Here is a 25,000-nt window from a genome sequence, read left to right as displayed (position 1 = left end):
GCTCCACTAAATTATTTTAACTTTTCTTCCACTTTCTCTAGCATTTCCTTTGTCATATTGTCTATATCATATTTTGCTTTGAATCCCCATTCCGCTTCTGCTGCTGAGGAATCGATGCTGTTTGGCCAGCTGTCGGCAATTTTTTGTCTGACAGGGTCTACATCAAAGGTTAATTGGAATTCTGGAATATGCTTTTGTATTGCTTTGGCAAAATCCATCGGTTCCGCTGAAATAGCAGAAATATTAAATGCATTACGATGTACTAGCTTAGTAGGATCAGCTTCCATTAATTGAACAATGGCATCTAGGGCATCTGGCATAAACATCATGTCCATGTAGGTGCCTTCAGCTATATATGACGTGTATGCTTTTTGTTTAATCGCTTCATAATAAATTTCCACTGCGTAATCGGTTGTACCACCACCAGGAGGGGCAACATACGAAATTAATCCTGGGAAGCGTACACCACGTGTATCGACACCATAACGTTCAAAATAATAATCGCAAAGTAGCTCTCCTGCTACTTTGTTTACACCATACATTGTAGTAGGCCTTTGTAGGGTATCCTGTGGGGTACTGTCCTTCGGTGTTGTAGGTCCGAATGCGCCAATTGAGCTTGGTGTAAAGAACTGTAAATTAAGCTCTCGGGAAACCTCCAAGGCATTCACAAGTCCACCCATATTAATATCCCATGCAACTTTCGGCATCTTCTCAGCAGTTGCTGATAAAAGTGCTGCCAGATGCATGATTGTGTCTACCTGGTATTCCTTTGCTACCTCATATATACGCTTCTCATCCGTTACATCTACTACTTCAAATGGACCTTTTTCGCTTTCTTCTTCTGAATAACGAATGTCTGTTGAAACTACATTTGCGACCCCATACATACTTCTTAGCTTCGTGACCAGCTCTGAACCAATTTGTCCCCGAGCACCTGTAACAAGTATCTTTTTCATCGGTTTCTCCTCTATTCAAAAATCTAAAAGATGTAAATTATCACTAGTGTTGCAAAAATAATGTCGTAATTTTCAGTTTTATTATATCTTCTGTTTAGAGCCAAAAAAGTAAATACCGAATTAAAGGTGGCTCCATCCATTTGGAAATAATTTACAATTAGACCTGTGTGACAACGACAATTTGCTTATTAAGGGACGGATTTGCCTTCAATCTTTCGAAGCCAAATATGCGCTGGTTTCCATAATGCAGCCCTTAAATAACGGCTAATTTGTAGCGTTTTTCGCTTGCTTTTTGTTTCAATTTGCACAAGAACATGAAGGCAAAAAACAATAAGTGCGATAAATACTTGGTTTTGAATCGCCCATTCGCTCTGACCGTAAAACTTCTTAATGCTGAGATGTTGTTTGATCCATTTGAAGAACAATTCAATTGCCCAGCGTGATTTGTACATTTCTGAAATCTCTTCGGCACTTAAATCAAAACGATTTGTAATTAAATGGAGTTCATTTCCCTTTGAATCCAAGACCTTTATCAGGCGAAAATAATTTTCAGCACGGTTTTGTGTAGTACCAATTAAGACCATTTGGTCTGATAAAACAGGCATATTTTCGGGCAACTTAAAGTTGTAAACTTCCCGTATGACTGCGTTTTTCCGCAGCCTTGAAAGGAAAAAGTAGCCCTCGTCGGTCATGCGGTCAAAACGTTCGTAGTCTAAGTAACCACGGTCGAACACATACATGCATTCTTTGTCATCTACCATAATTTCAAGCTGGCCTCGGTCATGTTCTTTTGCAGTTGTCATTACGGCTTTTTCTGGGTAAGAAGTGCCTTTTTCCATAAATACAAGACGCAGATGCAGTTTCACTCCTGCCTTTGTTTTGCGGAATTTTGCCCATTTATGATTCGTCAAATTCAGTGGCAAAGTGCTAGAATCAATAATTTTTAATGGCATTACAAGTTTCGTATAATGCGTTTTGGCATGAATTTGTGATACTAAATCGAGAAACAGTCTTTGGAAAAGGTCGGGATTCAGCCCATTTAATCGTCGTGATAACTGAGAAATACTAATAGAATCAAGGTCGATAGCCCTTTGAAGCTTGTCATCGAAGAGGCAGTCACTTAGTGCATGAAGACTCTCGACTTCCTGTAGCTGTGCAAAAAGCAGTAACTTTAGGAACGACTCTGTCGTTAATTTTTTCGTATAGAAATCTAATTTCAATGTTTTCACCTGTTCTTCAAATAATTGAAAATTAATTGGTGAAAACCATTGTCCAAATGAAGTTTTTCGTGTAATCTTGTCCATGAGATTTGTCCTTTTTAGTGGATTTGGACGGGTTTACCACCTGACTTATCCATTATAAAGGACTTTTTCTTTGCGCAAAACAATAAAATTGAACATTTCGAGTATTTTTAATAATAAAATTAATTTAATGCAACGCTAGTGGTAAATTATATTAATCCCATTTCTTTTCCTACTTTTTCATAGGCGCTAATAGCCTCATCGAGCATTTCCTTCGTATGTGCTGCAGTTGGCATATTGCGAACACGCCCAGTCCCTCTTGGTACCGTTGGGAATACGATTGACTTAGCATAGACTCCTGCTTCAAATAATCGTTTACTAAACTCTTGCGCTGCTTTTTCTTCACCAATGATACAAGGAGTAATCGGTGTTTCACTGTCTCCAATATCAAAACCTAATTTTTTCAGACCAGCTTTTAAATAATTTCCATTTTCCCACAGCTTGTCATGTAATTCTGTACTTTCCATTAGAATCTCTACAGCCTTTTTACTTGCTGCAGCATCAGCTGGAGACACAGCAGTGGAGAATAAAAATGGACGAGAACGTACTTTTAACCAATCAATTAGATTTGCCTTACCAGCAACATACCCTCCGATAACACCAATCGCTTTGGAGAGCGTGCCCATTTGGAAATCCACTTTATCTTGTAATCCAAAATGCTTCACTGTACCTGCACCTTTTCCAAGTACACCAGATCCGTGTGCATCATCGACATACGTAATTAAATCGAATTCTTCCGCAATCTCTACGATTTCCGGAAGCTTTGCTACATCCCCATCCATTGAGAATACGCCGTCGGTAATTACCATTATTTTATTATATTGACCAGATTCAACCGCTTCTTTTGCCTTCTGACGTAAATCGTCCATATCAGAATGACCAAAGCGAATAATTTTAGCTCTAGATAAACGACATCCATCAATGATAGATGCATGGTTTAATTCATCAGAAAGGATGGCATCATGTTTATCCATTACAGCAGAAATAGCGGCCATATTACAGTTAAAACCAGATTGATACGAAATAACAGCTTCAGTACCTTTAAATTCAGCTAATTTCTTCTCTAGCTCTATATGTAAGTCCAAAGTACCATTGATCGTACGAACAGCACCTGCACCTACACCATGGGATTCTACTGCTTCTTGAGCTACTTTCTTCAGCCTCTCATCAGTTGCTAGCCCTAGATAGTTGTTAGAAGAAAGATTGATTAAGCTTTTGCCATTAATCTTAATAACCGGTCCGTTAGCACCTTGTACTGGATCTATTTCATTGTAAAGTCCATTTGCCTTTAAATCAGTCAAGTTTTCATTTAAAAATCTATCTAATGTTTTACTACTCATTTGGAAATACCTCCTATTTATAGAAAATCATTTTTGTAAGCGTTACCATATAGTTAATCATATTAAGTTTATCATAAGATGCTATAAATGTTTAGGAAGATACACATCCCAAAACGTTAGTTAAGCAAAACACTAGAATATGAGTAATGTAGCCTTTTTTGAATGGGCTAGCTTCATAATATTTTTCAAGCTTTTATCCTTTCCTTCCTATTAATACACTCATTTGAAATATTTACCGGAGATAAAATATAACTTGTCATTGTCTATCCTATAGACTATCTATTATACTAGCATTATGGGACATAACATGATGGAGGAATCAGCTGTGAGAAAGATATTAGTTGCCCTATTTCTTATGATCGTAATTGGGTTTGGTATTGTAGGTATTAACCAGCAATTAATAGAGCCTGAAGAAATGATTCAAACCAATAACCCAAATTCTATTCAAACACAATCTTGAAATAAAAAAATGGAAGCATCGATTATAATGCTTCCATTAGTTGTTACTCTTCTTTATTTATTCCACAATTGTTACATTTACTTCTCTAACTCCCCAATCAAAGGCTTCTTCTTTAGTTGGGAGATGAATATCGATTCGATTTCCTTTAATTGCACTACCGATGTCACCAGCAATTGCGTATCCGTATCCTTCAACATACACTTTAGACCCTAACGGAATCACATCCGGATCTACTGCAATTACTTTTGCATTTCTATCCTCATTTAAGTTAATCCCGGTATAAGTAATACCTGTACACCCGTCACATTCAGCGGTATATGCAGTAGCTACTACGCTTAATGTTTTACCTTCCGACTGGTCATCATTCGTATTACTTTCTTCTTCACTTGCTGTACTTGATTTCACTTCAGTTGGTTGAATAGAATTAGCAGCAGCAACTTCCTTCTCTTCTGCTTTCTCATCTTCTTCCTCTTCAGCCTGCTTTATTATTAGTTCTTGCCCAACTAATATTAAATCTGAAGTAAGCTTATTCCATTCTTTCAACTCTTCCACAGATACACTATTTTCCTCCGAGATTCCAAAGAGTGTATCTCCCTTTTCTACTAAATATTTCTTATAGATTGCTATTTGTTGTTTTGGATAGATTATATCAGTGTCTAGTTCGTTCAATTCATATAATGATTCTACGGTTGTTTCGTACTCGTTTGCAATTCCCCATAGTGTATCACCTTCTACTACTTCATACTCAAGTGCCGAAGTGCTTAGTGGAGATGCAAACATTAATCCTGCAGCTATAGTTGCTACAATCGTCTTCATAGTAGTCCCTCCTTATTTTTCGGACAAAGCCTATCCTAACACAGGTTAGTAGACTATGCCGTTACAAGACTTTTAAAAGTCTGTTACAAGGATTGCCAAAACTACTATGTTTTATTACAAAAGTTATAGATTTAAGTCAATATTACTAGATTAGTACTTTAGTATCGAATAGATTACATGTACTTAACATAAAAAACGAAGAAGCACCTAAGCTTCTTCGTTTTTTTTAGAAATTATTAAGCTCTCATCTAATTAGTTGCTCTCATCTTTGAATGGTTCTTCTTGTGTAACAGCTAGCTCATGAAGTCCCATTGTGCTACCACGCTCAATTGTATAGTTAAGAACACGGTTGTTAACAGGGACTAACTCAGCACGGTATAGTGTAGGGAATACTGGGATATCCTCTACCATTAGTTCCTGCCATTGCTTGTAAATGTCCTGACGATATTCAACATCGAAGGCGTCTAATGAATTACCCTCTATAAGTAATTCTGTATTCTTCTCACTCTCATAGCGTGGGAAGTTAAAGATTTGGTCTGGTCCGTATAATCCATAAGGGTTTACATCTGTACCAGTTCCCCAAGCACCTTGATAAATATCAATTTCAGGGTCGTCATCTCCTTTTTCACCTACACGCTCATAGAAAGAGTTTAATTCTAGAAGACGACCGTCAATTAATTGAACATTTAGACCAACATTTTTCCAAGATTGGATATAGTATTGTGATAGTGGTTCAGCAACATCTCCACCTGACATTGAAGCAAAGTTAATTACTAGCTCCTCACCATCTGGAGTTTCACGGAATCCATCTCCATTAACATCCTCATATCCAGCCTCATCTAAAATTCGGTTAGCTTCGTCTGGATCAAATGTTGGTGTTTCAATAGTTGAATCATGGTAATCGCCGAATGGAGGAATGATTAGTGTCGTTGCATTCCAACGTAATCCATTATAGAATTGTTTACCTACTGCATCATTATCAACGGCATACCACATTGCACGTCGTAAGTTTACATCTGCCATTTTCTTATCGGGATCCATAACAACTTTCTTCTCTTCTTTATCCCAATGTCCTAGCTTGAATCCAATATACGTATACGATAACTCTGTTCGGCCTAACCATTCAATGTTAGTCAAATTAGCGTTATCTACAAATTGATCAGATGGAAAGCTATCAACCATATCTACATCGCCAGTTTTTAATGCCTGAACAACTGTATCTGGATTTACAACCTTTAATACTACTTGATCTAAGTTTGGTTCTCCACGCCAGTAATCTTCAAACTTTTCATACACTACTGATTCACCAGGCACGATACTCTTCACTTTAAATGGTCCCATACCTACTGGGTTTTTGCGAACTAAATCATGTTCTTCCATTTCTGCTACAGGAATATCTTTAAATAAATGTTTAGGCATTGCGTAAGGCCATACACCACCTGTTAGTAAGGATGGTTGAGACTCTTTATACGTAATCTTTAATGTTTTTTCATCAACAATTTCGATACCTGAGATTGTATCTGCTTCACCAGCATTGTACTCATCCATACCGATAATACCAGAGAAGTCTGGGCCGTAACGAACACCTGGATAATCCGGGTGACCAATGACTTCAAATGAATATGCCCAGTCTTCCGCTTTTACAGGCTCACCATCATGCCAATTAACATTGTCACGAATCTTAAATGTAAACGTTACCCCATTCGGGTATTCATCGGTTTCATAAGGCTCTGTTTCGAATGTTGCAGCCCCATCATTAGTGTAAGTAAAGGTATCGTCTATTGATAGTAACGGCTCGTCAAACCAACTAATTACAACAGCATCAGGTTTACCTGAATAGAAATTATAGTTTAAAGTACCTTGAAATACTGTATCAGATACTAAACCATAATTAAGTGTTCCACCTTGAATGGCTTCCCCTTCATTGGTTTTCGTTAAAGCGAAATCCTCGATGTTGAACAACCCATCGTCCTCTGCAGGTTCCTCATCATCTTTGTCACCATCTTGACCCTCCTCTTTAGAAGTATCTGGATCATCTTTCGGATCTTCATTAGCTGTGTTGCCACTACATGCAGCTAATACTAATAGTAAAGAAAGCATTAGTGCAAATAGCCACTTTGTTAAGTTTGTCTTGCTCATGCTAAATACCCTCCCTTTTTTAAACCCTTTTATTTGTCGAATATTTCGACAATTTATACTCAACATTAACACAACCTTTGTGTTAATGTAGGTAACAATCATTAGTTTTTTACCCTACCAATCTTCTAAGCCTCACCCCCCTATAATGTGCTGACATGATGACTCGTTTAAGTAAAGCTTCAACTATAAATTATCCTCTTCTTTGACGTGCATCTGTTGCACGTTTCAATGCCTGACCAACGTTATTAACACATAACATTAATAGGAGAATCATTACAGAAGCTGGTACCCATATCCACCACCTAAATTCCAATGTTTGTGGGTTTCTTGCATAACTTAGTAATGTTCCTAAACTAGGTGTGTTTTCTGGAAAACCAAATCCTAAGAAGGAAAGACCAGATTCTAATCCAATATTAGAAGCTAAATTTAATGTCATGGTTACAATAATCAAAGAGCTACAGTTTGGTAGCAAATGCTTAAATATAATTTTTACATTTGATGTACCTAGTGTTTTCGCTGCTTGAATATAATCTAATTCCTTCTCCTGCAATGCTTTTGATCTAATTAATCGGGCGATTCCCATCCATAGAAAGGCCGTCATGATAAGTGAAAATGTAACAATACTATATTTCGGTACAATTGCAACGAATGTAATTACAATCATGGTAAATGGTAAGATTAAGAAGAAATCTAGGATACGCATCATGACGTTATCGATATGCCCGCCAAAATAACCAGAAGCTAATCCAAATATAACTCCAATAAGTCCTGTTAACACTGTTACAATGATTGCAATCGAAAGTGAATTTCGTGTACCGATAATTAACTGTCCAAATACATCTCGACCACCATAATCAGTTCCTAGTATAAAATCTTCTCCAGGTGGTTCATATATTGCAAATAAATCAACCTTTACAATTTCGTCTTGATCCAGTACAATGGATACTCCGTAAACAAATACGGTAATACCTACTAAGAATATTAAAGAAATTAATGCCAGCTTATCTCTGACCAATTCTCTCCAAATTATGCTAAAACCTGATGGACTCTTGATTACTTCCTTTGATTTCACTTCTACATTTGCTGCATTTGCTTCCACATTTTTCACCTCACTATATACCTCTAAAATTTATTTAATACGAATTCTCGGATCAATTAGACTCAAGATAATATCTGAAAGTAAAGCACCCATGACAGAAGCTACACCGAATAATAAAGTCGTAGCTGTCACGACACTGTAATCCCTTAGGCTAATCGATTCTATTAACAATTGCCCCATCCCAGGATATCCAAAGATATTTTCAATAAAGATAGAGCCACCAATTAGTCCAGTAATTTCAAATCCGAAAAATGCTGCTATTGGTAATAGTGAGTTTCGCAAAATATGGCGATTATAAACTCGTTGTTCAGAAGCACCTTTAGCTCTTGCAAGTAAAATAAAATCCTTTTGTTTCGTATCAACTATCTCATTTCGTAGATATTGAATCGTACTGTATGTTGTAATAAGTGCCATTGATAATGCTGGTAATAACAAATGATATAATTTACTCATAAAATAATCGAACGTTCCAGGTTCTAGACCTGGGGTGACACTTCCACTAGTTGGGAACCATTGCAACTGGAACCCGAATATCCAAAGCATTACTAGTGCAAAGATAAACAGTGGCGTTGCAAACCCAACATATGAATAACCAGTAATTAGCTGATCCCTAAACGTATCATTATATCTTCCACTTGTAATCCCTAGTGGTATCGCAATTAAATAGGTAAAAATTAACGTTGCTACCGATAACCAGAATGAATTAACAATTCGCTGTCCAATTAATTCGGTAACGGGCATTTTAAAACGGAAGGACTGACCAAAATCACCTTGTAACACTCCTCCGACCCATCTAGCATATTGCTCATGCCACGGATCATACCAACCCAGCTGAATTCGAAGTTCTTCTAAACGCGCAGGATCAACATTCGGGTCAATTTGCCCTGAGAGTGCATCCCCTGGCATCATTTTTGCTAGAACAAATATTAGTATACTTAACAGGACGAGTTGAGGAATCATTATTAAAATACGGCGTAAAGAAAATTTCCACATAATATCAACCTTTCTCTGGTAAAGCCACTAAATGAGTTTCATTTATCGGTTTTAACCCGTAGGCTAAACCTTCCTCATCAAAGTAATCATTATAGGCTTGTTCATATTCTGTATTGACCTCTTCACGGAATCTTTTCATTTCTTCCCGTTTTTTCGGATCGATATCTGGTATTGCTGCTACCAGTCTTTTCGTATAAATATGCTGTGGATCATTAAAGATCTCTTCTGCGGTTCCTTCTTCCACAAAGCGTCCTTTATACATAATGCCAATATGATTACACATATGTTTAATGACACCTAGGTCATGACTTATGAACAAGTAAGTTAAATCTAACTCATCTTGAATTTCTTTCATAAAGTTCAAGACCTGTGCTTGAACCGAAACATCCAATGCAGAAACAGGTTCATCGGCAATGATTAATTTTGGCTTCAACGCGATTGCTCTTGCAATACCAATACGTTGTCGTTGTCCACCAGAGAATTCATGTGGGTACTTCAAGATGCTTTCTGGACTAAGACCAACTAATTCAAGTAACTCTTGTACGCGAATTCTCTCTTCTTTTCTACTTAAATTTTCAAAGTTTCGAAGTGGTTCCGCTACAATATCGACAACCCGTTTTTTCGGATTTAATGAAGAATATGGATCCTGGAATATCATTTGAATATCTTTTCTTATTTCTGTTTTCGCTCTTCTTACTCCTGTTATATCTTTGTCCTCAAAAAGCACTTTTCCAGAGGTAATATGATTTAATCCAATAATGGCTCTACCAGTAGTTGACTTACCAGATCCTGATTCACCAACAAGACCATATGTTTTCCCTTTTTCTAGTGTGAAGGATACACCATCTACAGCTTTTACGTGCCCAACTGTTCTTCCGAATACGCCACCTTTTATAGGAAAATGTACTTTTAAATCTTCTACTTTAAGAAACCCCATGTTGCGCTTCCTCCTTACTCTCTGCTGGGAAGTCAAAATGTTTATAGCAGCTACAACGAACGAAATGCCCTGGCTTTACTTCATGTAATTCTGGATTTGCTTCATGCGCTGTTTCTGCCACCCAAGGAATCCTTGGAGCAAAGCGACAACCTTCACGTGGCAATTTTTGTAATGAAGGTACAATACCTTGAATAACATGCAATTTATCTTGTCCTTCTTGTGTATTTGGAACAGAGTTAAATAATGATCTCGTATATGGATGTAATGGTTCTTCAAACAGAGTCATGACGTCTGCAATTTCAACGATTTGCCCGGCATACATCACTGCCACCCTGTCTGCCATTTCAGCAACTACCCCTAGATCATGGGTAATAAGAACTATACCAGAATCCAAATCATCCTTTAAATCTTTAATTAAGTCTAATATCTGAGATTGTATCGTAACATCAAGAGCAGTTGTTGGCTCATCCGCAATGAGTAATTCCGGATCATTTGCTATAGCAGTTGCGATAACTACCCTTTGCCTCATCCCCCCAGATAACTCATGCGGGAATTGCTCATACACATGTTCTGGACGTGGAATTCCAACTTTACTTAGTAGATCAATTACCTTTTCTTTACGCTGATTCTTGGTAAGGTCTTTTTTATGAAGGAGTAATGTTTCTCCTATTTGATTACCGATATTCATTAATGGATTAAGGGCAGTTAATGGATCCTGGAAAATCATACCCATATCATTCCCGCGTAGCTTATTCAGCTTTGACGCAGTCATTCCGACTATGTTTTCTCCTTTGAATAAAATCTCTCCCTCCATCTTTGCACGATTATGTAATCCCATAATAGAGAAGGCTAATGCACTCTTACCACAGCCAGATTCCCCAACAATGGCTAGCACTTCGTTTTTATTTACCGTAAGTGAAACATTATCCACCGCTGCATAATAATCGTCCTTAATCCGGAAAGATGTCTTCAAATCTCTGATTTCCAATAACTTCTCTGCCAACCTTAATCCCCCTAACTAAAAATTGCAAAAATTTAATATATAAATGTTTTATTAACATATTAAAGAGCAGATATTCATGTTGTATAGCGTCTAGTAGTGTCTGCCCCATTATTTATAGTATTAATTTTCCAAAAATTTAAGTCATTATCTATCACAGTAGATATGCCATTTCGCTACTTTCGTAATAAAACTGTAACATATTATTTATTTTTTTAAAGTATATATTATTTTCTGAGTTTTAACAAGCTTTTTTTTAACATTTTTTTAAAAGTTTTTAGATAATTAGTTCTATTACTTATAGCTAAAAGCCGTTACATTGTTGATAATTATAGGGATTTATACGGAGAAGAATATAACTAAAAAAGCCCGGGTGGGGGCATCTCCTACCAGGGCGGAATCATCTTTCTCCTGTTTAGCTCATCTCCTCTCGGGGTGGGTTTATCTCTTCTGTTTGGGCTCATCTCTTCACAAGACGGACGCATCCTCCCGCTATTTGGGCCCATCCCCTCCCCACCTGGTCAATTCTCACCAATACTCAATCACATTCTCCTTCAACTAAAATAAAAAACTCCCATTCGCTCATCTTTCTACGAATGGAAGTTTTGCTTATGCTAGCGGGAAAGATATTCAACCCTTCCTCTCTACCAAAAAAGAAGCCACACTAAGTGACTTCTTTTTCGCTATTATTATTCAGCTACTTCAGCTTTTTCCTCTGTTACACCAATTTGGTAACGTGAAAGATCTGATCCAGGATCAAGTGTATAGTTCGTTACACGGTTATTTACTGGAACAATAACAGAACGGTATAGAGTTGGGAACATCGGGATGTTATCAACCATTAGTTGTTGCCACTTGTCATATACTTCTTTACGATATTCTGTGTCCATTGCTTTCATAGAAGCACCTTCAGCTAATAGCTGATCATTTTCTTCATTAGTCCAACGTGGGTAGTTAGAAGAAGAGTTACCACCAAAAATACCAGCAGGGTTTACATCAGTACCAGTACCCCAAGCCGCTTGGAAAATATCAATTTCTGGATCATCTTCTTTTATACGATCATAAAATGAGTTGAATTCTAATAGACGCCCATCAACTAATTGTACGTTTAGACCTACAGCAGCCCATGATTGGATGTAGTATTGAGCTAGTGGCTCAGCGGTATCTCCACCAGACATTGATGCAAAGTTAATAACTAATTTTTCACCGTCTGGAGTTTCACGGAATCCATCACCATCTTTATCTTCATATCCAGCTTCGTCTAGAATACGATTTGCTTCATCTGGATCGTATGTTGGTGTTTCAATATCAGGATTATGATATTCTGGGAAGAATGGAATGATTAATGATGTTGCATTCCAACGTAACCCATTATAGAAGTTGTCACCAACAGCATTATTATCTACAGCATACCACATTGCGCGGCGTAGATTTACATCCGCCATTTTAGCATTAGGGTCAACCTCTACTTGACCTTCTTCTTTATTCCATTTACCTAATTTAAAACCAATGTATGTGTATACATTATCAATAGATCCTAGGAATTCAACATTAGACATATTTGCATTATCTAAGAATTGATCTGTTGGGAAGCTATCGACCATGTCAACGCCACCAGTTTTTAATTCTTGTACTACTGTAGAAGGAGATACCACTTTTACTGTAACTTCTTCTAAAGCAGGAGTACCTCTCCAGTAGTCTTCATTTCTTTTTAAAACAACAGATTCGCCAGGTACAATTGATTCTACTTTATATGGTCCCATTCCGATCGGGTTTTTACGAACCGCATCAGATTCTGCCATTTCTTTTACATCCATATCACCGAAGATGTGTTTTGGTAATGCATATGGCCAAATTCCTCCAGTAATAAGAGAAGGACCACCTTCTTTAAAAGTAATTTGTAATGTCTTATCATCAATTACTTTAATACCAGAAATGGTATCTGTTTCACCATCATGATACTCTTTCATTCCTTCAATGTTTTCAAAGTCAGACCCATAACGGATACCATCATAGTCTGGATGACCGATAACATAGTGAACAAATTCCCAATCCTCAGCAGTTACAGGTTTACCATCATGCCAGTTAACACCGTCTTTAATTTGTAAGGTGTATACTTTACCAGTGTCATCCACTTCCCAAGTAGCAGCACCATCTTGTGTGTACGTATAGCTAGCATCTGAGTCAAATAAAGGCTCATCAAACCATGCAATTACTTCATAGTCAGGAGCACCTGAATAGAAGTTGAAGTTAAATGTACCTTCTAGTACCGTATCTGACACGATACCATAAGTTAGTGAACCATTTTCAAGTGCTTCACCATTGTTTGAAGCAGTCATATTGAAATCGTCAATATGGAAGATGCCATCTTCATTTGCTTCCGTGCTTTTGTTATCTTCTGAACCATTATCCCCTTTGTCCTCAGAAGACTCATTGTCACTACCGCCGCCACATGCAGCAAGTGCAAGCAATAATACGAGCATAAGAGCTATAAGCCATTTGCTTGTCTTTCTCATCATAGTTGCCTCCCTATTTTTATAGATATAGTTTTCCTTGGCCATCCCATTGGCGCGGCCAAGGAGTTATCGTACGATTTTTTACCCTCTTCTTTGTCTTGCGTCTGTTGCACGTTTTAATGCTTGTCCAACATTATTAATAGACAACATTAGAAGTAAAATTAATACCGAAGCAGGAACCCAAATCCACCATCTAGATTCTAATGTTTGCGGATTAGTCGCATAGCTTAATAATGTACCTAAACTAGGCGTACTCTCTGGGAACCCAAACCCTAAGAATGATAGACCTGATTCAAGGCCAATATTAGCAGCTAAGTTTAATGTCATCGTTACAATAATAAGTGAACTACAGTTTGGTAGTAATTGTGTAAAGATAATTTTGAAATTAGAGCTACCAAGTGTCTTCGATGCTTGGATATAATCTAATTCTTTTTCCTGCAAAGCCTTCGATCTGATCAAACGGGCAATTCCCATCCAGAGAAATGCCGTCATAATGAGAGAGAAGGTCCATACACTATACTTTGGTACAATTGCAACGAATGCAATGACGATCATCGTAAACGGTAGGATTAAGAAGAAATCCAAAATACGCATCATGATATTATCAATATGGCCACCGAAGTAACCAGCGATTAATCCATAGGCTATTCCAATAATTCCTGTCATAGCCGTTACAAGTATTGCAATCGATAAGGAATTCTTTGTCCCAATAATCAATTGTCCAAAGATGTCACGACCACCATAATCAGTACCTAAGATAAAATCATCACCAGGTGGCTCATAGATGGATAACAAGTCTACTGTTACAATTTCCTCTTGGTCTAATATAATGGATGTACCATATACAAATGCCATAATTAAGATTAAGAAGATTAAAGAGATTAGTGCTAGCTTATCTCGAACTAGCTCACGCCAAATTATACTCATACCAGAAGGACTTTTTATCGGTTCCTTCGTTTTCAATTCTTCTGCTTTATTGTTTTCCATTTATTTCACCTCACAATTACCTATTCTTATTTAATACGAATTCTTGGATCTACAATACTTAAGATAATGTCAGATAATAATGCCCCTACAATCGATGCAACACCGAATAATAATGTAGTTGCAGTTAATACCGTGTAATCACGTAAGCTAATGGATTCTACTAATAATTGACCCATTCCCGGATATCCAAAAATGTTCTCAATGAAAATAGAGCCACCAATTAACCCCGTAATCTCAAATCCAAAGAATGCCGCAATCGGTAAAAGTGAGTTTCTTAAAATATGGCGATTATAGACTCGTCTTTCAGAAGCCCCTTTTGCTCTAGCTGTTAAAATGAAGTCTTTATGCTTCGTATCAACAATTTCATTACGTAAATATTGAATCGTACTATATGTTGTAATTAGTGCCATGGATAATGCTGGTAGTAACAAGTGATAAAGTTTGCTTATAAAGTAATCAAATGTTCCCGGTTCAAGCCCCGGTGTTACACTTCCACTAGTTGGGAACCAACCTAATTGGAAACCGAATAACCAAAGCATCACAAGCGCAAAAATGAATAATGGCGTTGCAAATCCAACATACGTATAACCTGTAATCAATTGATCACGCCATGTATCATTGTATCGACCACTAACAATACCGAGTGGAATGGCGATCAGATAGGTTAAGATTAATGTTGCCACTGATAACCAGAATGAATTGACAATACGTTGCCCAATTAGTTCTGTAACAGGCATTTTGAAACGGAATGATTGTCCAAAATCACCCTGAAGGACGCCACCCATCCATCTTACGTACTGTTCATGCCATGGATCATTCCATCCCATGTTTTCGCGAATTTCTTCTAATCGGTTTGGATCAACGTCCGAACCTCCTTGTCCTGATAGCGCATCTCCTGGCATTAATTGTCCTAGTACAAAAATAATTATACTAAGAACAATTAATTGAGGAATCATAATTAATGTACGACGTAATGTAAATTTCCACATATTATCAACCTTTCTCAGGTAAAGCCACTAAATGAGTGTCAGACACTGGTTGTAATTTATAGGCTAAACCTTCCTCATCAAAGTAATCATTGTAGGATTGTTCATATTCCATTTTTACCTCTTCACGGAATTGACGTTTTTCCTCACGTTTTTTAGGATCAATATCCGGAATTGCCGCCACTAAGCGTTTCGTATAAATATGCTGAGGATTGTTAAAGATGTCCTCTGCAGTACCTGCTTCCACATAGCGACCTTTGTACATGATTCCGATATCATCACACATATGCTTGATTACTCCTAAGTCATGGCTAATAAACAGATATGTTAAATCAAGTTCCTTTTGAATCTCTTTCATAAAGTTTAATACTTGAGCTTGCACTGAAACATCTAGTGCTGAAACTGGCTCGTCCGCAATAATTAGTTTTGGCTTTAATGCGATTGCTCTAGCGATACCAATACGTTGACGTTGCCCACCTGAGAATTCATGGGGATATTTTAAAATGCTTTCAGGACTTAATCCGACTAGCTCCAATAATTCTTGCACTCTCTTACGCTCTTCTTTACGAGTTAAATTTTCAAAGTTACGTAACGGTTCAGATACGATGTCTACTACACGTTTTTTCGGGTTTAATGATGAATATGGGTCTTGAAAAATCATTTGAATATTTTTACGCGCCTCGGAACGACCACGTGCAATATTCGTAATATCCTGACCATCAAACATAACTTTTCCAGATGTAATCGTATTTAAACCGATAATGGATCTACCAGTAGTTGTTTTACCAGAACCAGATTCTCCTACTAAACCATACGTCTTTCCTTTTTCTAAAGTGAATGATACCCCATCAACAGCTTTTATATGGCCTACTGTTCTACCGAAAATACCACCCTTTATTGGAAAGTGAACTTTTAAATCATTAACCTCAAGATAAGACATGTTGTTCCTCCTTGCTTTCATCAGGGAAGCTAAAGTGCTTGTAGCATGTACAACGAACGTGGTGCCCTGGTGTTACTTCTTTTAGTTCTGGATTTTTTTCATGTGCTGATTCATCTACCCAAGGTATTCGAGCACTAAAACGACAACCTTCTCTTGGCAGATTCTGAAGGGAAGGTACGATCCCTTGGATAACATGTAATTGATCCTGTTTTGTATTACCATTCGGTACGGAATTCAATAATGATCTTGTGTATGGATGTAATGGATTTTCAAATAGTGTTTGTACATCTGCAATTTCAACAACTTGTCCAGCATACATTACTGCTACTCGGTCTGCCATCTCAGCAACTACCCCTAGATCATGGGTGATAAGAATAATACCTGAATCCATTTCATCTTTAAGCTTATTGATCAAATCTAAAATTTGTGATTGGATCGTAACGTCTAGTGCTGTTGTTGGCTCATCTGCAATTAGTAGTTCGGGCTCATTTGCGATTGCCATTGCTATCATGACACGTTGACGCATACCACCTGACAATTCATGTGGGAACTGATTAATAACATGTTCCGCACGAGGGATACCAACTTTATTCAATAAATCTAATACCTTTGCTCTACGTTCATTCTTGGACATATTCTTATTGTGTAGAAATAAGGTTTCTCCAATCTGCTCACCAACCTCCATTAATGGGTTCAATGAAGTTAGTGGATCCTGAAATATCATACCTAAATCTTTACCACGTACCTTGTTTAATTCTGAAGGAGTCATTTTGGCAATGTTCTTGCCTTTATATAAGATTTCTCCTTCAATCTTCGCACGAGTATGAAGCCCCATTATGGAGAATGCTAAAGCACTTTTACCACAACCAGATTCTCCAACAATGGCAAGAACTTCATTCTTATTAACCGTTAAAGATAAATTATCCACCGCAGCATGATAATCGTCTTTGATGCGGAATGAGGTTTTTAAATTTTTGATTTCTAGAAGCTTTTCTGACATTTTTTTATCCCCCTATTTAGTAATAGTAGGCCCAAGACATTATGCCTTTTTAGGGTGTACTTTTTTACAGTATTTATGATATAGGCTAATCTTAGTATTGTTTAAATTATTCTGATAATTTAGTGTTATTGGAATTACGTGATGAAAACTATTATACTACCAAACTTTTTAGAATGCACGTCAAATTTAAAAAAAGATTAAAAAAACTTTTAAGGTAACATTTTGCAAAACTCCCAAAACCCCATGTATATCAACGGTTTTAAGGCTATTTATATTTCGACAAATTTCTTCATATTTTTTAACACCCTTGTAGTCTATTTGTATTATGATTAAATCTTCTAAATCTTCAGCGTCGTTAAATAATTGATTATTTAGTATAGTACTAATCCTTTTAACTTTCTAACGAATAAAAAGGAGCACATCCTCGATGGAATGTGCTCCTTTTACGCTTCTCATATTGGTATTATCCAAATAATCCAGAGAAAAACTGCCCAATTGCTTCAAATAATTTTTTGAAGAAGCTTCCTACATTGTCCCAAAATCCTTCATCTGCTAAAATATCCTCTATTTTACCTTGGACTTTTGATGCAATATCGTTTAGCTGATTTTTTACTTGGTCAAAATCAATATCTAAATTACGCATTTTCTCAAACAAATTAATTAATAACTGGCGGTCTTCATCACTTAATGTTATTTCCAATTTACTTAACTGTTCTTGTACGATTCTTTCAATATCTTCTATAGATGCTGGGTTTTGTTCCGCAATAGCTTGCTTGATTTGCGTGATTAAATCACTTACTTGCTCAGATGTTAGTCCTGCATCCTTTACAAGATCTGTTGCGACATTTAATTCCTCATTAGCAAGCTCCATACGTTCTTTATCGAGCTCTACCCCTCCAACATCGTAAGCCTTATATATACCAGTCAAGGCAGAATGGCCAGTAACTTTGACAGGGGATGCAACAACAACCGTTGCATTCTCAACTCCAGCTGTAAGCAGGGCATTAGCGTACATTTCACTTGTTACTTCTGTAATATTGTCAGGAGTGATAATGGATACATTGAGCCCCACTCCCTCTTCTTCTATTGTTATCTTTGCCGAGGAGAACATTCGAGAATTCGGATTTCCTCCGATATACTTAGCCAAGTCTTCCCCTGTTACAGTGAAGATATCAACCATATCAGGGTTCGTTACTTCTAACAGTTCTTCCGTTTGTGCTTTTTGTTCGTCTGTTAAATTACCTCCATAAACAACAATCGGCACGCCAAGCTTTTCATTTATTGCCTCATCCGCACTTACAGGAACGACAAAGGCTGCAAATAAACTCACAATTAATGTATACAATACTGTCAGCTTCATAAATCGTTTCATACGTATACCCCTTCCTAGCTTATTAGATTGCTTGTCTTAAAAAATATTATTCTCTTACATTGATTATACCCAATATAACAAAAATATCACTTTTTTAACTGAAAAACTAATACTATATGGAAAAATTTTCATACTCCACAATCTACCTATGTAAGAATTATTACTTTAAATTTATTTCGGTTTCCGGTATATTTAGGTTATCGAAATAATTATACAGAAAGAAGGCAAAAACCAATTAGTACGGAAAACTCCAATGCAAAACGTAATTTAGTAATCATGTGGTTTGCCAACTTCTTTATTGCCGGAAGTACCACCATGGTAATCCCCTTTCTTTCCTTGTATATAGATTCATTTGGAAATTTCTCTGATGTTTATGTTCAGAATTGGTCTGGCTGGGTATTTCTTGTTACCTTTATCGCTGCATTTATTTTTGCACCAATCTGGGGTAGAGTTGGGGATAAATATGGAAGAAAAAAACTATTAATCTTCTTTGCAAGTGGGATAGGATTATCTGTATTTCTAATGGGATTCGCTACAAATGTTTGGCAATTATTTATTCTCCGTCTTTTCATGGGGATTTTCACCGGTTTTATTCCGATGTCGCAAGCCCTTATTGCTACGCAAACTCCTAAGAACATAGCAGGAAAGGTACTTGGCACATTACAAACTGGTAGCATAACCGGAACACTGATGGGCCCACTTCTAGGTGGAGCGTTAGCAGATGCATTCGGTTATTCATCTACATTTAAATGGACAGCTATTACCATTATCCTTTCCGGACTTATTGTTTTATTCGGTATTAGGGAAGAACGTTTCGAATTTGCTACCGACAAAGACCATAAAGCATATTCCAGGAAGGAAGTGATTTTGCATATAATCAAACATCCAATTTTATTAGTTGTCATGCTTATTTCTGCTTTAGTACAAATTGCGCACTTCTCTGTACAACCGATTCTCTCGTTATACGTGGAAGAAATTCATGGTCCCGCTAATATAGCATTTTTCTCTGGTATTGCATTCTCTGCAGCCGGACTAGGTAATTTACTGATGTCCAGAAAATGGGGCAAATTAGGAGATCAACATGGGTATATAAAAATATTAATTGCCCTTCTTTTCATGGCGGGTATTGTTTATATACCGGGAGCGTTTGTCACATCTATTTGGCAACTTGTCATAGTTCGTTTCTTATTGGGCGTTTCTATTGGAGGAATTATTCCGTTAAGAATGGCTTATATCCGCCAAGAGGCACCGTTATCCATGCAAGGGGAAGTATTAGGATACAATACAAGTCTCCGGTTCCTCGGCAATATCATTGGTCCCGCACTCGGAGGATTAATTGCTGGGTTTAATGGCATATCCACTGTTTTCTATGTAACTAGTGGACTATTAATTTTAAGTGGAGGATTTCTTCTATTCGCTTGGTATCGTTACGAGTACACAGTAGAGAAAACTCATTCGTTATCACAATAGAAATGACAGTTCAATAGAAGATCGTCATCTTAACTATGATAATTCATACTTTTTAAAAAAAAGGGGCTGGGACATAACTAGCCAAGAATAATAAAAAAATGGTTCCGATCATCGTTTTTGGATGATTGGAACCATTTTCATTAGGCTATTGTCATTTTTTTTAAGTTAACTCGCTTTAGAGGCGGTGTACTTCCTTAGATTCACCGCCATTAACGCAAATCCTAATTCATTTTCTACTTTGGATTTGCCCCTCACTGACATTCGAGTGAAGCGCAAATTAGCCTTCAAAAATCCGAAGACTGGCTCTACGTCAATTTTACGTTTCCCATAGATTTCACCAGTTTCTTGATTCGAAAGCTGCTCTCTTATGTATTCTTTTTGCTGTTCCCATTTCTCGTTGTAGAAAACTTTTCGATTGTTTCCATCCTTTGCTTTTGTACACAAGGAACGTAATGGACAACCAGTACAGTCTTCACATTCATAAACTTTGAACGTACGTGTAAAACCGTATTTGTCAGTTCGGGTGGAAGTGTATCGGAATGGTAGTGTTTTATTATTTGGACAAGTAAATGAATCCTCTTCTTCGCTATATTGCCAATTGGCTATGTTGAAAGGATCATTCTTAACTTTCTTTTTCTTCTCCGTTCGATATTGATTAAAGGTAACGAGCGGCGTGCGTTCTCGTTGATTCATGACATCCTCATAATTTTGTTCACTACCATAACCTGCATCAGCGACAATATATTTTGGCAACTTGAAAAAGCTTTTCTCAATCGTATCTAGAAAAGGAATGAACGTGCGTGTATCTGTTGGATTTGGAAAGACATCATAGGCGAGGGCATACTGTCCTTCTGTCGCAAGTTGCACATTATAACCTGCCTTCAGTTGCCCATTCTTCATATAATCATCTTTCATACGCATAAACGTGGCATCGTGATCTGTCTTCGAATAACTATTTCGTTCTCCAAAGATTTCCATGTCATTTTGATAGTTTTGTTTTCGCTCCAGGTAATCCTTAAAATGCTTACGATATTGCTTAGGTACCTTACGTTCAGAGCGAAGCTGTTTACGTAGGCTTACCTCTTCGGTTGATTCAATCTTCTTATCAAATTCTTCTACCTTTTCATCTAACTTTTCCACTAGATTTTTAAGCTCTTTTGTAGAAAGTTCATCGGAACTTTCCCGTTCTATCTCTGGAATAATTTCTTTTTTTAATAACTCATCATACATTTGGTTAGACTTTTCCACCAAATTAGCACTATATTTTTCCACCGATTTTCGCCAAACGAAGGTAAACTTATTGGCATTCGCTTCAATTTTCGTTCCGTCGATAAATATTGCTTCTTCTTCAATTAATTTTTCTTGAACCAATTGACAGCGAAATTGTACGAAGCATTGACGTAGTAATTCTTTTACTTCTGGATGAACACGGAAACGATTGATGGTACGATAACTCGGTTCATAACCTTGGGCAAGCCACATCATACGGATACTGTCTGTAAGTAAGCTCTCTATCTTCCTGCCAGAAAAAACAGATTGCGTGTAAGCACAAAGAATAATTTTCATCATCATTCGAGGGTGATATGCTGGATAACCAGTCTCACGTAAAAAGAAATCAAATGCTTCGGCTGGAATACTCTCCACCACATCATTAACAGCGTAAGCAACATCATTTTCTTGTAATTTCATTTCTAAATCTATCGGCAAAACAACTTGATTCATGGTATAATGTTTGAACATAGGGATACCTCCTGATAGGTTATTGTGTGGTTACTTTAATTTTATCAGAGGGTGTCCTTTTTGTTTACTAAAAAGAGTAAGAATATTAAAAAAGACGTAGCACTTACCATTTTAAATGGTTAGCGCTACGTCTTTAATTATTTACTGGGGTTTTGTCCCAGCCTCTTTCTTCTATTATATTACTATTCAGTTAATGTAACATTTTGTAAGCGAAGGATACCAGTCGGATCTTGAATTAATCCTTGTACCTTATCGCTAACACCTAATAAGTATTCTTGGTGATGGATATATAGCATTGGTGCGATATCAACAAGCATTTCTTGAATTTGTCTATAAAGCTCTGCTCTTTCTTCCGCATCAGATGTTTGACGCGCCTCATCAAGTAATGCATCTAACTCTGGGTCTTGTGTGAATGTACGGTTACCAGGTTCACCAACATTGTCAGAGTGTAGTAACGCATAGAGTCCGTAGTCTGCATCACCTGTAACGGTCGACCAACCAAGAATGAACATATCATGCTCTCCATTAGCTGTTTGATCCAAGTATGCTCCCCACTCCATAACTTCTATCTCAACCTCAATACCAAATTCTTTTAATTGTGCTTGAATATTAGTAGCCATATCCATACGCTCACGGTTATCATTAGTCCAAAGTGTAGTCGAGAACCCGTCTTCAAAGCCTGCTTCAGCAAGGAGCTCTTTCGCCTTTTCTGGATCATATTCCAAACCAGGTACATTTGGATCATATCCAAATACGTCTGGTGCTAATGGTCCAATGGCAGGAATTCCTACACCATTATAAATACCATCAATGATTTGCGACCTGTCAATCGCCATATTAATTGCTTGGCGGACCCGAGGGTCATTAAATGGTTCTTTTTCCATATTAAATCCAACATAAGATAAACTTACACTTCCTTGTGTATTAACATGTAATCCATCTGTATTTTCAATTTCTGCTACATCTGAAGGACTTAACGGGTCAGAAATATGAGAATCTCCTGTTCTTAGCTCTGCTACTCGTGTCAAATCTTCTGAAACAACTTTAAAGGTAACAGAATCTAATTTTACCGGTTCTCCCCAATAATCATCATTCCGAACTAACTTAATATGCTGACCAGGTACCCATTCTTCAAATTTAAAGAAACCTGTGCCCACTGGGTTTTCATTAATTACACTACCTGGTTCTTCCCCTGCTTCCATGGCAGCATAGTCTTCCTCAATTAATTTAGGGGACACCATTGCTCCACCATTATGTGCTAAGTGGGCTGGAAGTGGAGAGAATGGAAATTCAGTCGTAAATCGAACCGTATAATCATCCACCACTTCAATATCTGTAACCATACTATATAAGAACGAACGTGGCGATGCGACATCTTTATCAAGTACTCTTTCGATATTCATTTTTACTACTTCCGCATTAAAGTCTGATCCATCATGGAACTTAACTCCCTCACGAAGCTTAAACTCCCATACATTATCTTCTACAAGTTCCCAGCTTTCAGCTAGACTTGGCTGCAATTCCATATTTTGATCCTGTTTAACTAAAGATTCATAAATATTAGCAGCAACATTACTGGAAGGTACATCGTTAGATCCAGCAGGGTCTAATGAAACAGCATCAGAAGAGTTTGCAATAACTAAGTCATTACCACCACTTTGACCATCGGTTTCACCACCGTCTGTTGTATCCTCACCGTTGTCAGCTGGTTCCTCTGTGTCACCATCATCTGTTGGTGAACCATTTTCATCTGGTTCGCTTGCACATGCTACAAGTACAAAACTCAGCATTAGCACTGTTGCAAGAAAAACGAGTAATCTTTTTGACAAATTCACTTGTTTATACCCCCATTTCGTTTTAGTAGACACTCATGGAATTATAAAGTGTCTGAATATTACAGATACATATTAATATATATGATAGTAGTACAAATTACAAGACTATTTTTTTAATTATTTATTGTCATAATAGACTATAATGATATAATAGTATAAATCAATGGAATAAACAGATAATTATAGCTTGCTAGAAAGGGTGTAAATTGCATTATGGGACAACCATTACAAAATCAACCTTCTATTTATGAACAACATCGAAATGTGCAAGTTCATCGTATGAAAACCTTCCTAAAGAAATTTAGGAAAAACAAAGCCGCTGTAATTGGAGGAATTCTCCTCTTCTTTTTTATTTTAGTTTCCCTTATCGGGCCTTATTTTGTACCTTATCCCGAAGATTCAGGTAATCTTGTAAACAAATTAGCTCCCCCTTCCGCCGACCACTGGTTTGGAACCGATCACCATGGTAGAGATATTTTCAGTCGGATTATCGAAGGAATGTCTATTACATTAAGAGTCGGCTTTTCTTCCGTTATATTAGGAGCGATTGTTGGAACCGTAATAGGAATTATATCCGGATATTATGGAGGACGTGTAGATTCAATTATTATGCGTTGTATGGATGTTCTACTAGCATTTCCAGGTATACTGCTAGCCTTAGCAATTGTTAGTGTACTAGGTGGAAGCATACAAAATGTTATTATTGCTATCGCCATATTTTCGATTCCTGTATTTGCAAGAATTGTTAGAGGCTCAACGTTAGCAGTGAAAAAGCTGGAGTACATTGATGCTGTAAAAGCACTTGGAGCAAGTGACTTACGAATTATCTTTAAACACATCTTACCGAATACCTTGTCACCTCTTATTGTTCAAATAACATTAAGTATTGCTACTGCAATCTTAACTGCTACCGGCTTATCGTTCTTAGGACTCGGGGCAAAACCTCCGATCCCAGAATGGGGAGCAATGTTAAGTGATGGACGTAACTATTTGTATAGTGCGCCACATGTCTCTTTCTTTCCGGGAATCGCTATTGTCATCGTCGTTATAGCCTTTAATATCCTGGGAGATGGGTTAAGAGATGCATTTGATCCAAAATCAAAAAAATAGAGA

The 25,000-nt window shown here is 37.2% G+C and carries 20 protein-coding genes; 3 read left to right on the top strand and 17 right to left on the bottom strand.

All coding sequences use genetic code 11. From position 1 onward, the window contains the following. Positions 1-11: 11 nt before the first annotated feature. The 3 genes from MKY78_RS12265 to MKY78_RS12255 form a co-directional block, all read right to left on the bottom strand. Positions 12-956: an L-threonine 3-dehydrogenase gene (locus MKY78_RS12265; RefSeq protein ID WP_339213020.1), complete on the bottom strand. Its 945-nt coding sequence runs from the start codon at positions 954-956 to the stop codon at positions 12-14. Positions 957-1,144: 188 nt separating this feature from the next. Then, entirely contained in the window at positions 1,145-2,260 is a 1,116-nt protein-coding gene (locus tag MKY78_RS12260; protein WP_339213018.1) for an IS4 family transposase, read from the bottom strand. Between the two features lie 146 nt (positions 2,261-2,406). Then, positions 2,407-3,597 (bottom strand): glycine C-acetyltransferase, encoded by a 1,191-nt coding sequence (locus tag MKY78_RS12255; RefSeq protein ID WP_339213016.1) that lies wholly within the window; start codon positions 3,595-3,597, stop codon positions 2,407-2,409. A 325-nt stretch (positions 3,598-3,922) separates the two neighbouring features. Here MKY78_RS12255 and MKY78_RS12250 point away from each other — a divergent pair, with 325 nt between their 5' ends. After that, positions 3,923-4,057, top strand: a complete 135-nt coding sequence (locus MKY78_RS12250) for a hypothetical protein (protein ID WP_255488067.1) — start codon at positions 3,923-3,925, stop codon at positions 4,055-4,057. Between the two features lie 57 nt (positions 4,058-4,114). Here MKY78_RS12250 and MKY78_RS12245 read toward each other — a convergent pair whose 3' ends face one another. The 12 genes from MKY78_RS12245 to MKY78_RS12190 all read right to left on the bottom strand — a co-directional run bounded on the left by MKY78_RS12245 (position 4,115) and on the right by MKY78_RS12190 (position 18,842). After that, positions 4,115-4,873 carry a LysM peptidoglycan-binding domain-containing protein gene (locus tag MKY78_RS12245; RefSeq protein WP_339213013.1) on the bottom strand — a complete coding sequence of 253 codons (759 nt, stop codon included), beginning with the start codon at positions 4,871-4,873 and terminating at the stop codon, positions 4,115-4,117. A gap of 252 nt (positions 4,874-5,125) precedes the next feature. Further along, complete coding sequence (gene opp4A / locus MKY78_RS12240; RefSeq protein ID WP_339213011.1) at positions 5,126-7,012, bottom strand: oligopeptide ABC transporter substrate-binding protein; 1,887 nt, start codon at positions 7,010-7,012, stop codon at positions 5,126-5,128. 190 nt (positions 7,013-7,202) lie between these two features. Then, on the bottom strand, positions 7,203-8,111 hold the full coding sequence (locus MKY78_RS12235; protein ID WP_186868246.1) for an ABC transporter permease: 909 nt from the start codon (positions 8,109-8,111) through the stop codon (positions 7,203-7,205). Positions 8,112-8,141: 30 nt separating this feature from the next. Then, a complete protein-coding gene (gene opp4B / locus MKY78_RS12230) occupies positions 8,142-9,104 on the bottom strand; it encodes an oligopeptide ABC transporter permease (protein WP_186868245.1) in 963 nt (320 codons plus the stop codon). A 4-nt stretch (positions 9,105-9,108) separates the two neighbouring features. Beyond that, a complete protein-coding gene (locus MKY78_RS12225; RefSeq protein WP_186868244.1) occupies positions 9,109-10,041 on the bottom strand; it encodes an ATP-binding cassette domain-containing protein in 933 nt (310 codons plus the stop codon). Beyond that, on the bottom strand, positions 10,028-11,044 hold the full coding sequence (locus MKY78_RS12220; RefSeq protein ID WP_186868243.1) for an ABC transporter ATP-binding protein: 1,017 nt from the start codon (positions 11,042-11,044) through the stop codon (positions 10,028-10,030). The genes MKY78_RS12225 and MKY78_RS12220 overlap by 14 nt, the downstream gene beginning before the upstream one ends. Before the next feature lie 686 nt (positions 11,045-11,730). Continuing rightward, a complete protein-coding gene (gene opp4A / locus MKY78_RS12215; RefSeq protein ID WP_339213007.1) occupies positions 11,731-13,557 on the bottom strand; it encodes an oligopeptide ABC transporter substrate-binding protein in 1,827 nt (608 codons plus the stop codon). A gap of 81 nt (positions 13,558-13,638) precedes the next feature. After that, a complete protein-coding gene (locus tag MKY78_RS12210; RefSeq protein ID WP_339213006.1) occupies positions 13,639-14,544 on the bottom strand; it encodes an ABC transporter permease in 906 nt (301 codons plus the stop codon). Positions 14,545-14,570: 26 nt separating this feature from the next. Further along, the gene (gene opp4B, locus MKY78_RS12205; RefSeq protein WP_339213005.1) at positions 14,571-15,533 is read right to left on the bottom strand and encodes an oligopeptide ABC transporter permease; all 963 of its coding nucleotides are present in this window, start codon (positions 15,531-15,533) and stop codon (positions 14,571-14,573) included. 4 nt (positions 15,534-15,537) lie between these two features. Continuing rightward, positions 15,538-16,470, bottom strand: a complete 933-nt coding sequence (locus tag MKY78_RS12200; RefSeq protein WP_186868239.1) for an ATP-binding cassette domain-containing protein — start codon at positions 16,468-16,470, stop codon at positions 15,538-15,540. Next, positions 16,457-17,470 (bottom strand): ABC transporter ATP-binding protein, encoded by a 1,014-nt coding sequence (locus MKY78_RS12195; RefSeq protein WP_186868238.1) that lies wholly within the window; start codon positions 17,468-17,470, stop codon positions 16,457-16,459. Before MKY78_RS12195 ends, MKY78_RS12200 begins: the two co-directional genes overlap by 14 nt. Positions 17,471-17,933: 463 nt before the next feature. Further along, positions 17,934-18,842, bottom strand: a complete 909-nt coding sequence (locus MKY78_RS12190; RefSeq protein ID WP_339213003.1) for a DUF1002 domain-containing protein — start codon at positions 18,840-18,842, stop codon at positions 17,934-17,936. A 276-nt stretch (positions 18,843-19,118) separates the two neighbouring features. On the opposite strand from MKY78_RS12190, the gene MKY78_RS12185 reads away from it, so the two are divergent. Beyond that, on the top strand, positions 19,119-20,312 hold the full coding sequence (locus MKY78_RS12185) for an MFS transporter (RefSeq protein ID WP_339213001.1): 1,194 nt from the start codon (positions 19,119-19,121) through the stop codon (positions 20,310-20,312). Between the two features lie 165 nt (positions 20,313-20,477). Here the strand turns inward: MKY78_RS12185 and MKY78_RS12180 are convergent, their stop codons facing one another. Together MKY78_RS12180 and MKY78_RS12175 are read right to left on the bottom strand one after the other, a co-directional pair. Continuing rightward, positions 20,478-22,052 (bottom strand): IS1182 family transposase, encoded by a 1,575-nt coding sequence (locus tag MKY78_RS12180; protein ID WP_339212999.1) that lies wholly within the window; start codon positions 22,050-22,052, stop codon positions 20,478-20,480. Between the two features lie 182 nt (positions 22,053-22,234). Beyond that, complete coding sequence (locus MKY78_RS12175) at positions 22,235-23,887, bottom strand: glutathione ABC transporter substrate-binding protein (protein WP_339212997.1); 1,653 nt, start codon at positions 23,885-23,887, stop codon at positions 22,235-22,237. A gap of 213 nt (positions 23,888-24,100) precedes the next feature. Here MKY78_RS12175 and MKY78_RS12170 point away from each other — a divergent pair, with 213 nt between their 5' ends. After that, entirely contained in the window at positions 24,101-24,997 is an 897-nt protein-coding gene (locus MKY78_RS12170) for an ABC transporter permease (protein ID WP_339212995.1), read from the top strand. The last annotated feature ends 3 nt before the right edge of the window (positions 24,998-25,000 follow it).

The sequence above is a fragment of the Ornithinibacillus sp. FSL M8-0202 genome (assembly GCF_037975285.1).
Lineage (GTDB): Bacteria > Bacillota > Bacilli > Bacillales > Amphibacillaceae > Ornithinibacillus > Ornithinibacillus massiliensis.
The sequence above is the reverse complement of the archived record's forward strand: the minus strand, read 5'-3'. Positions and strand labels throughout refer to the sequence as shown.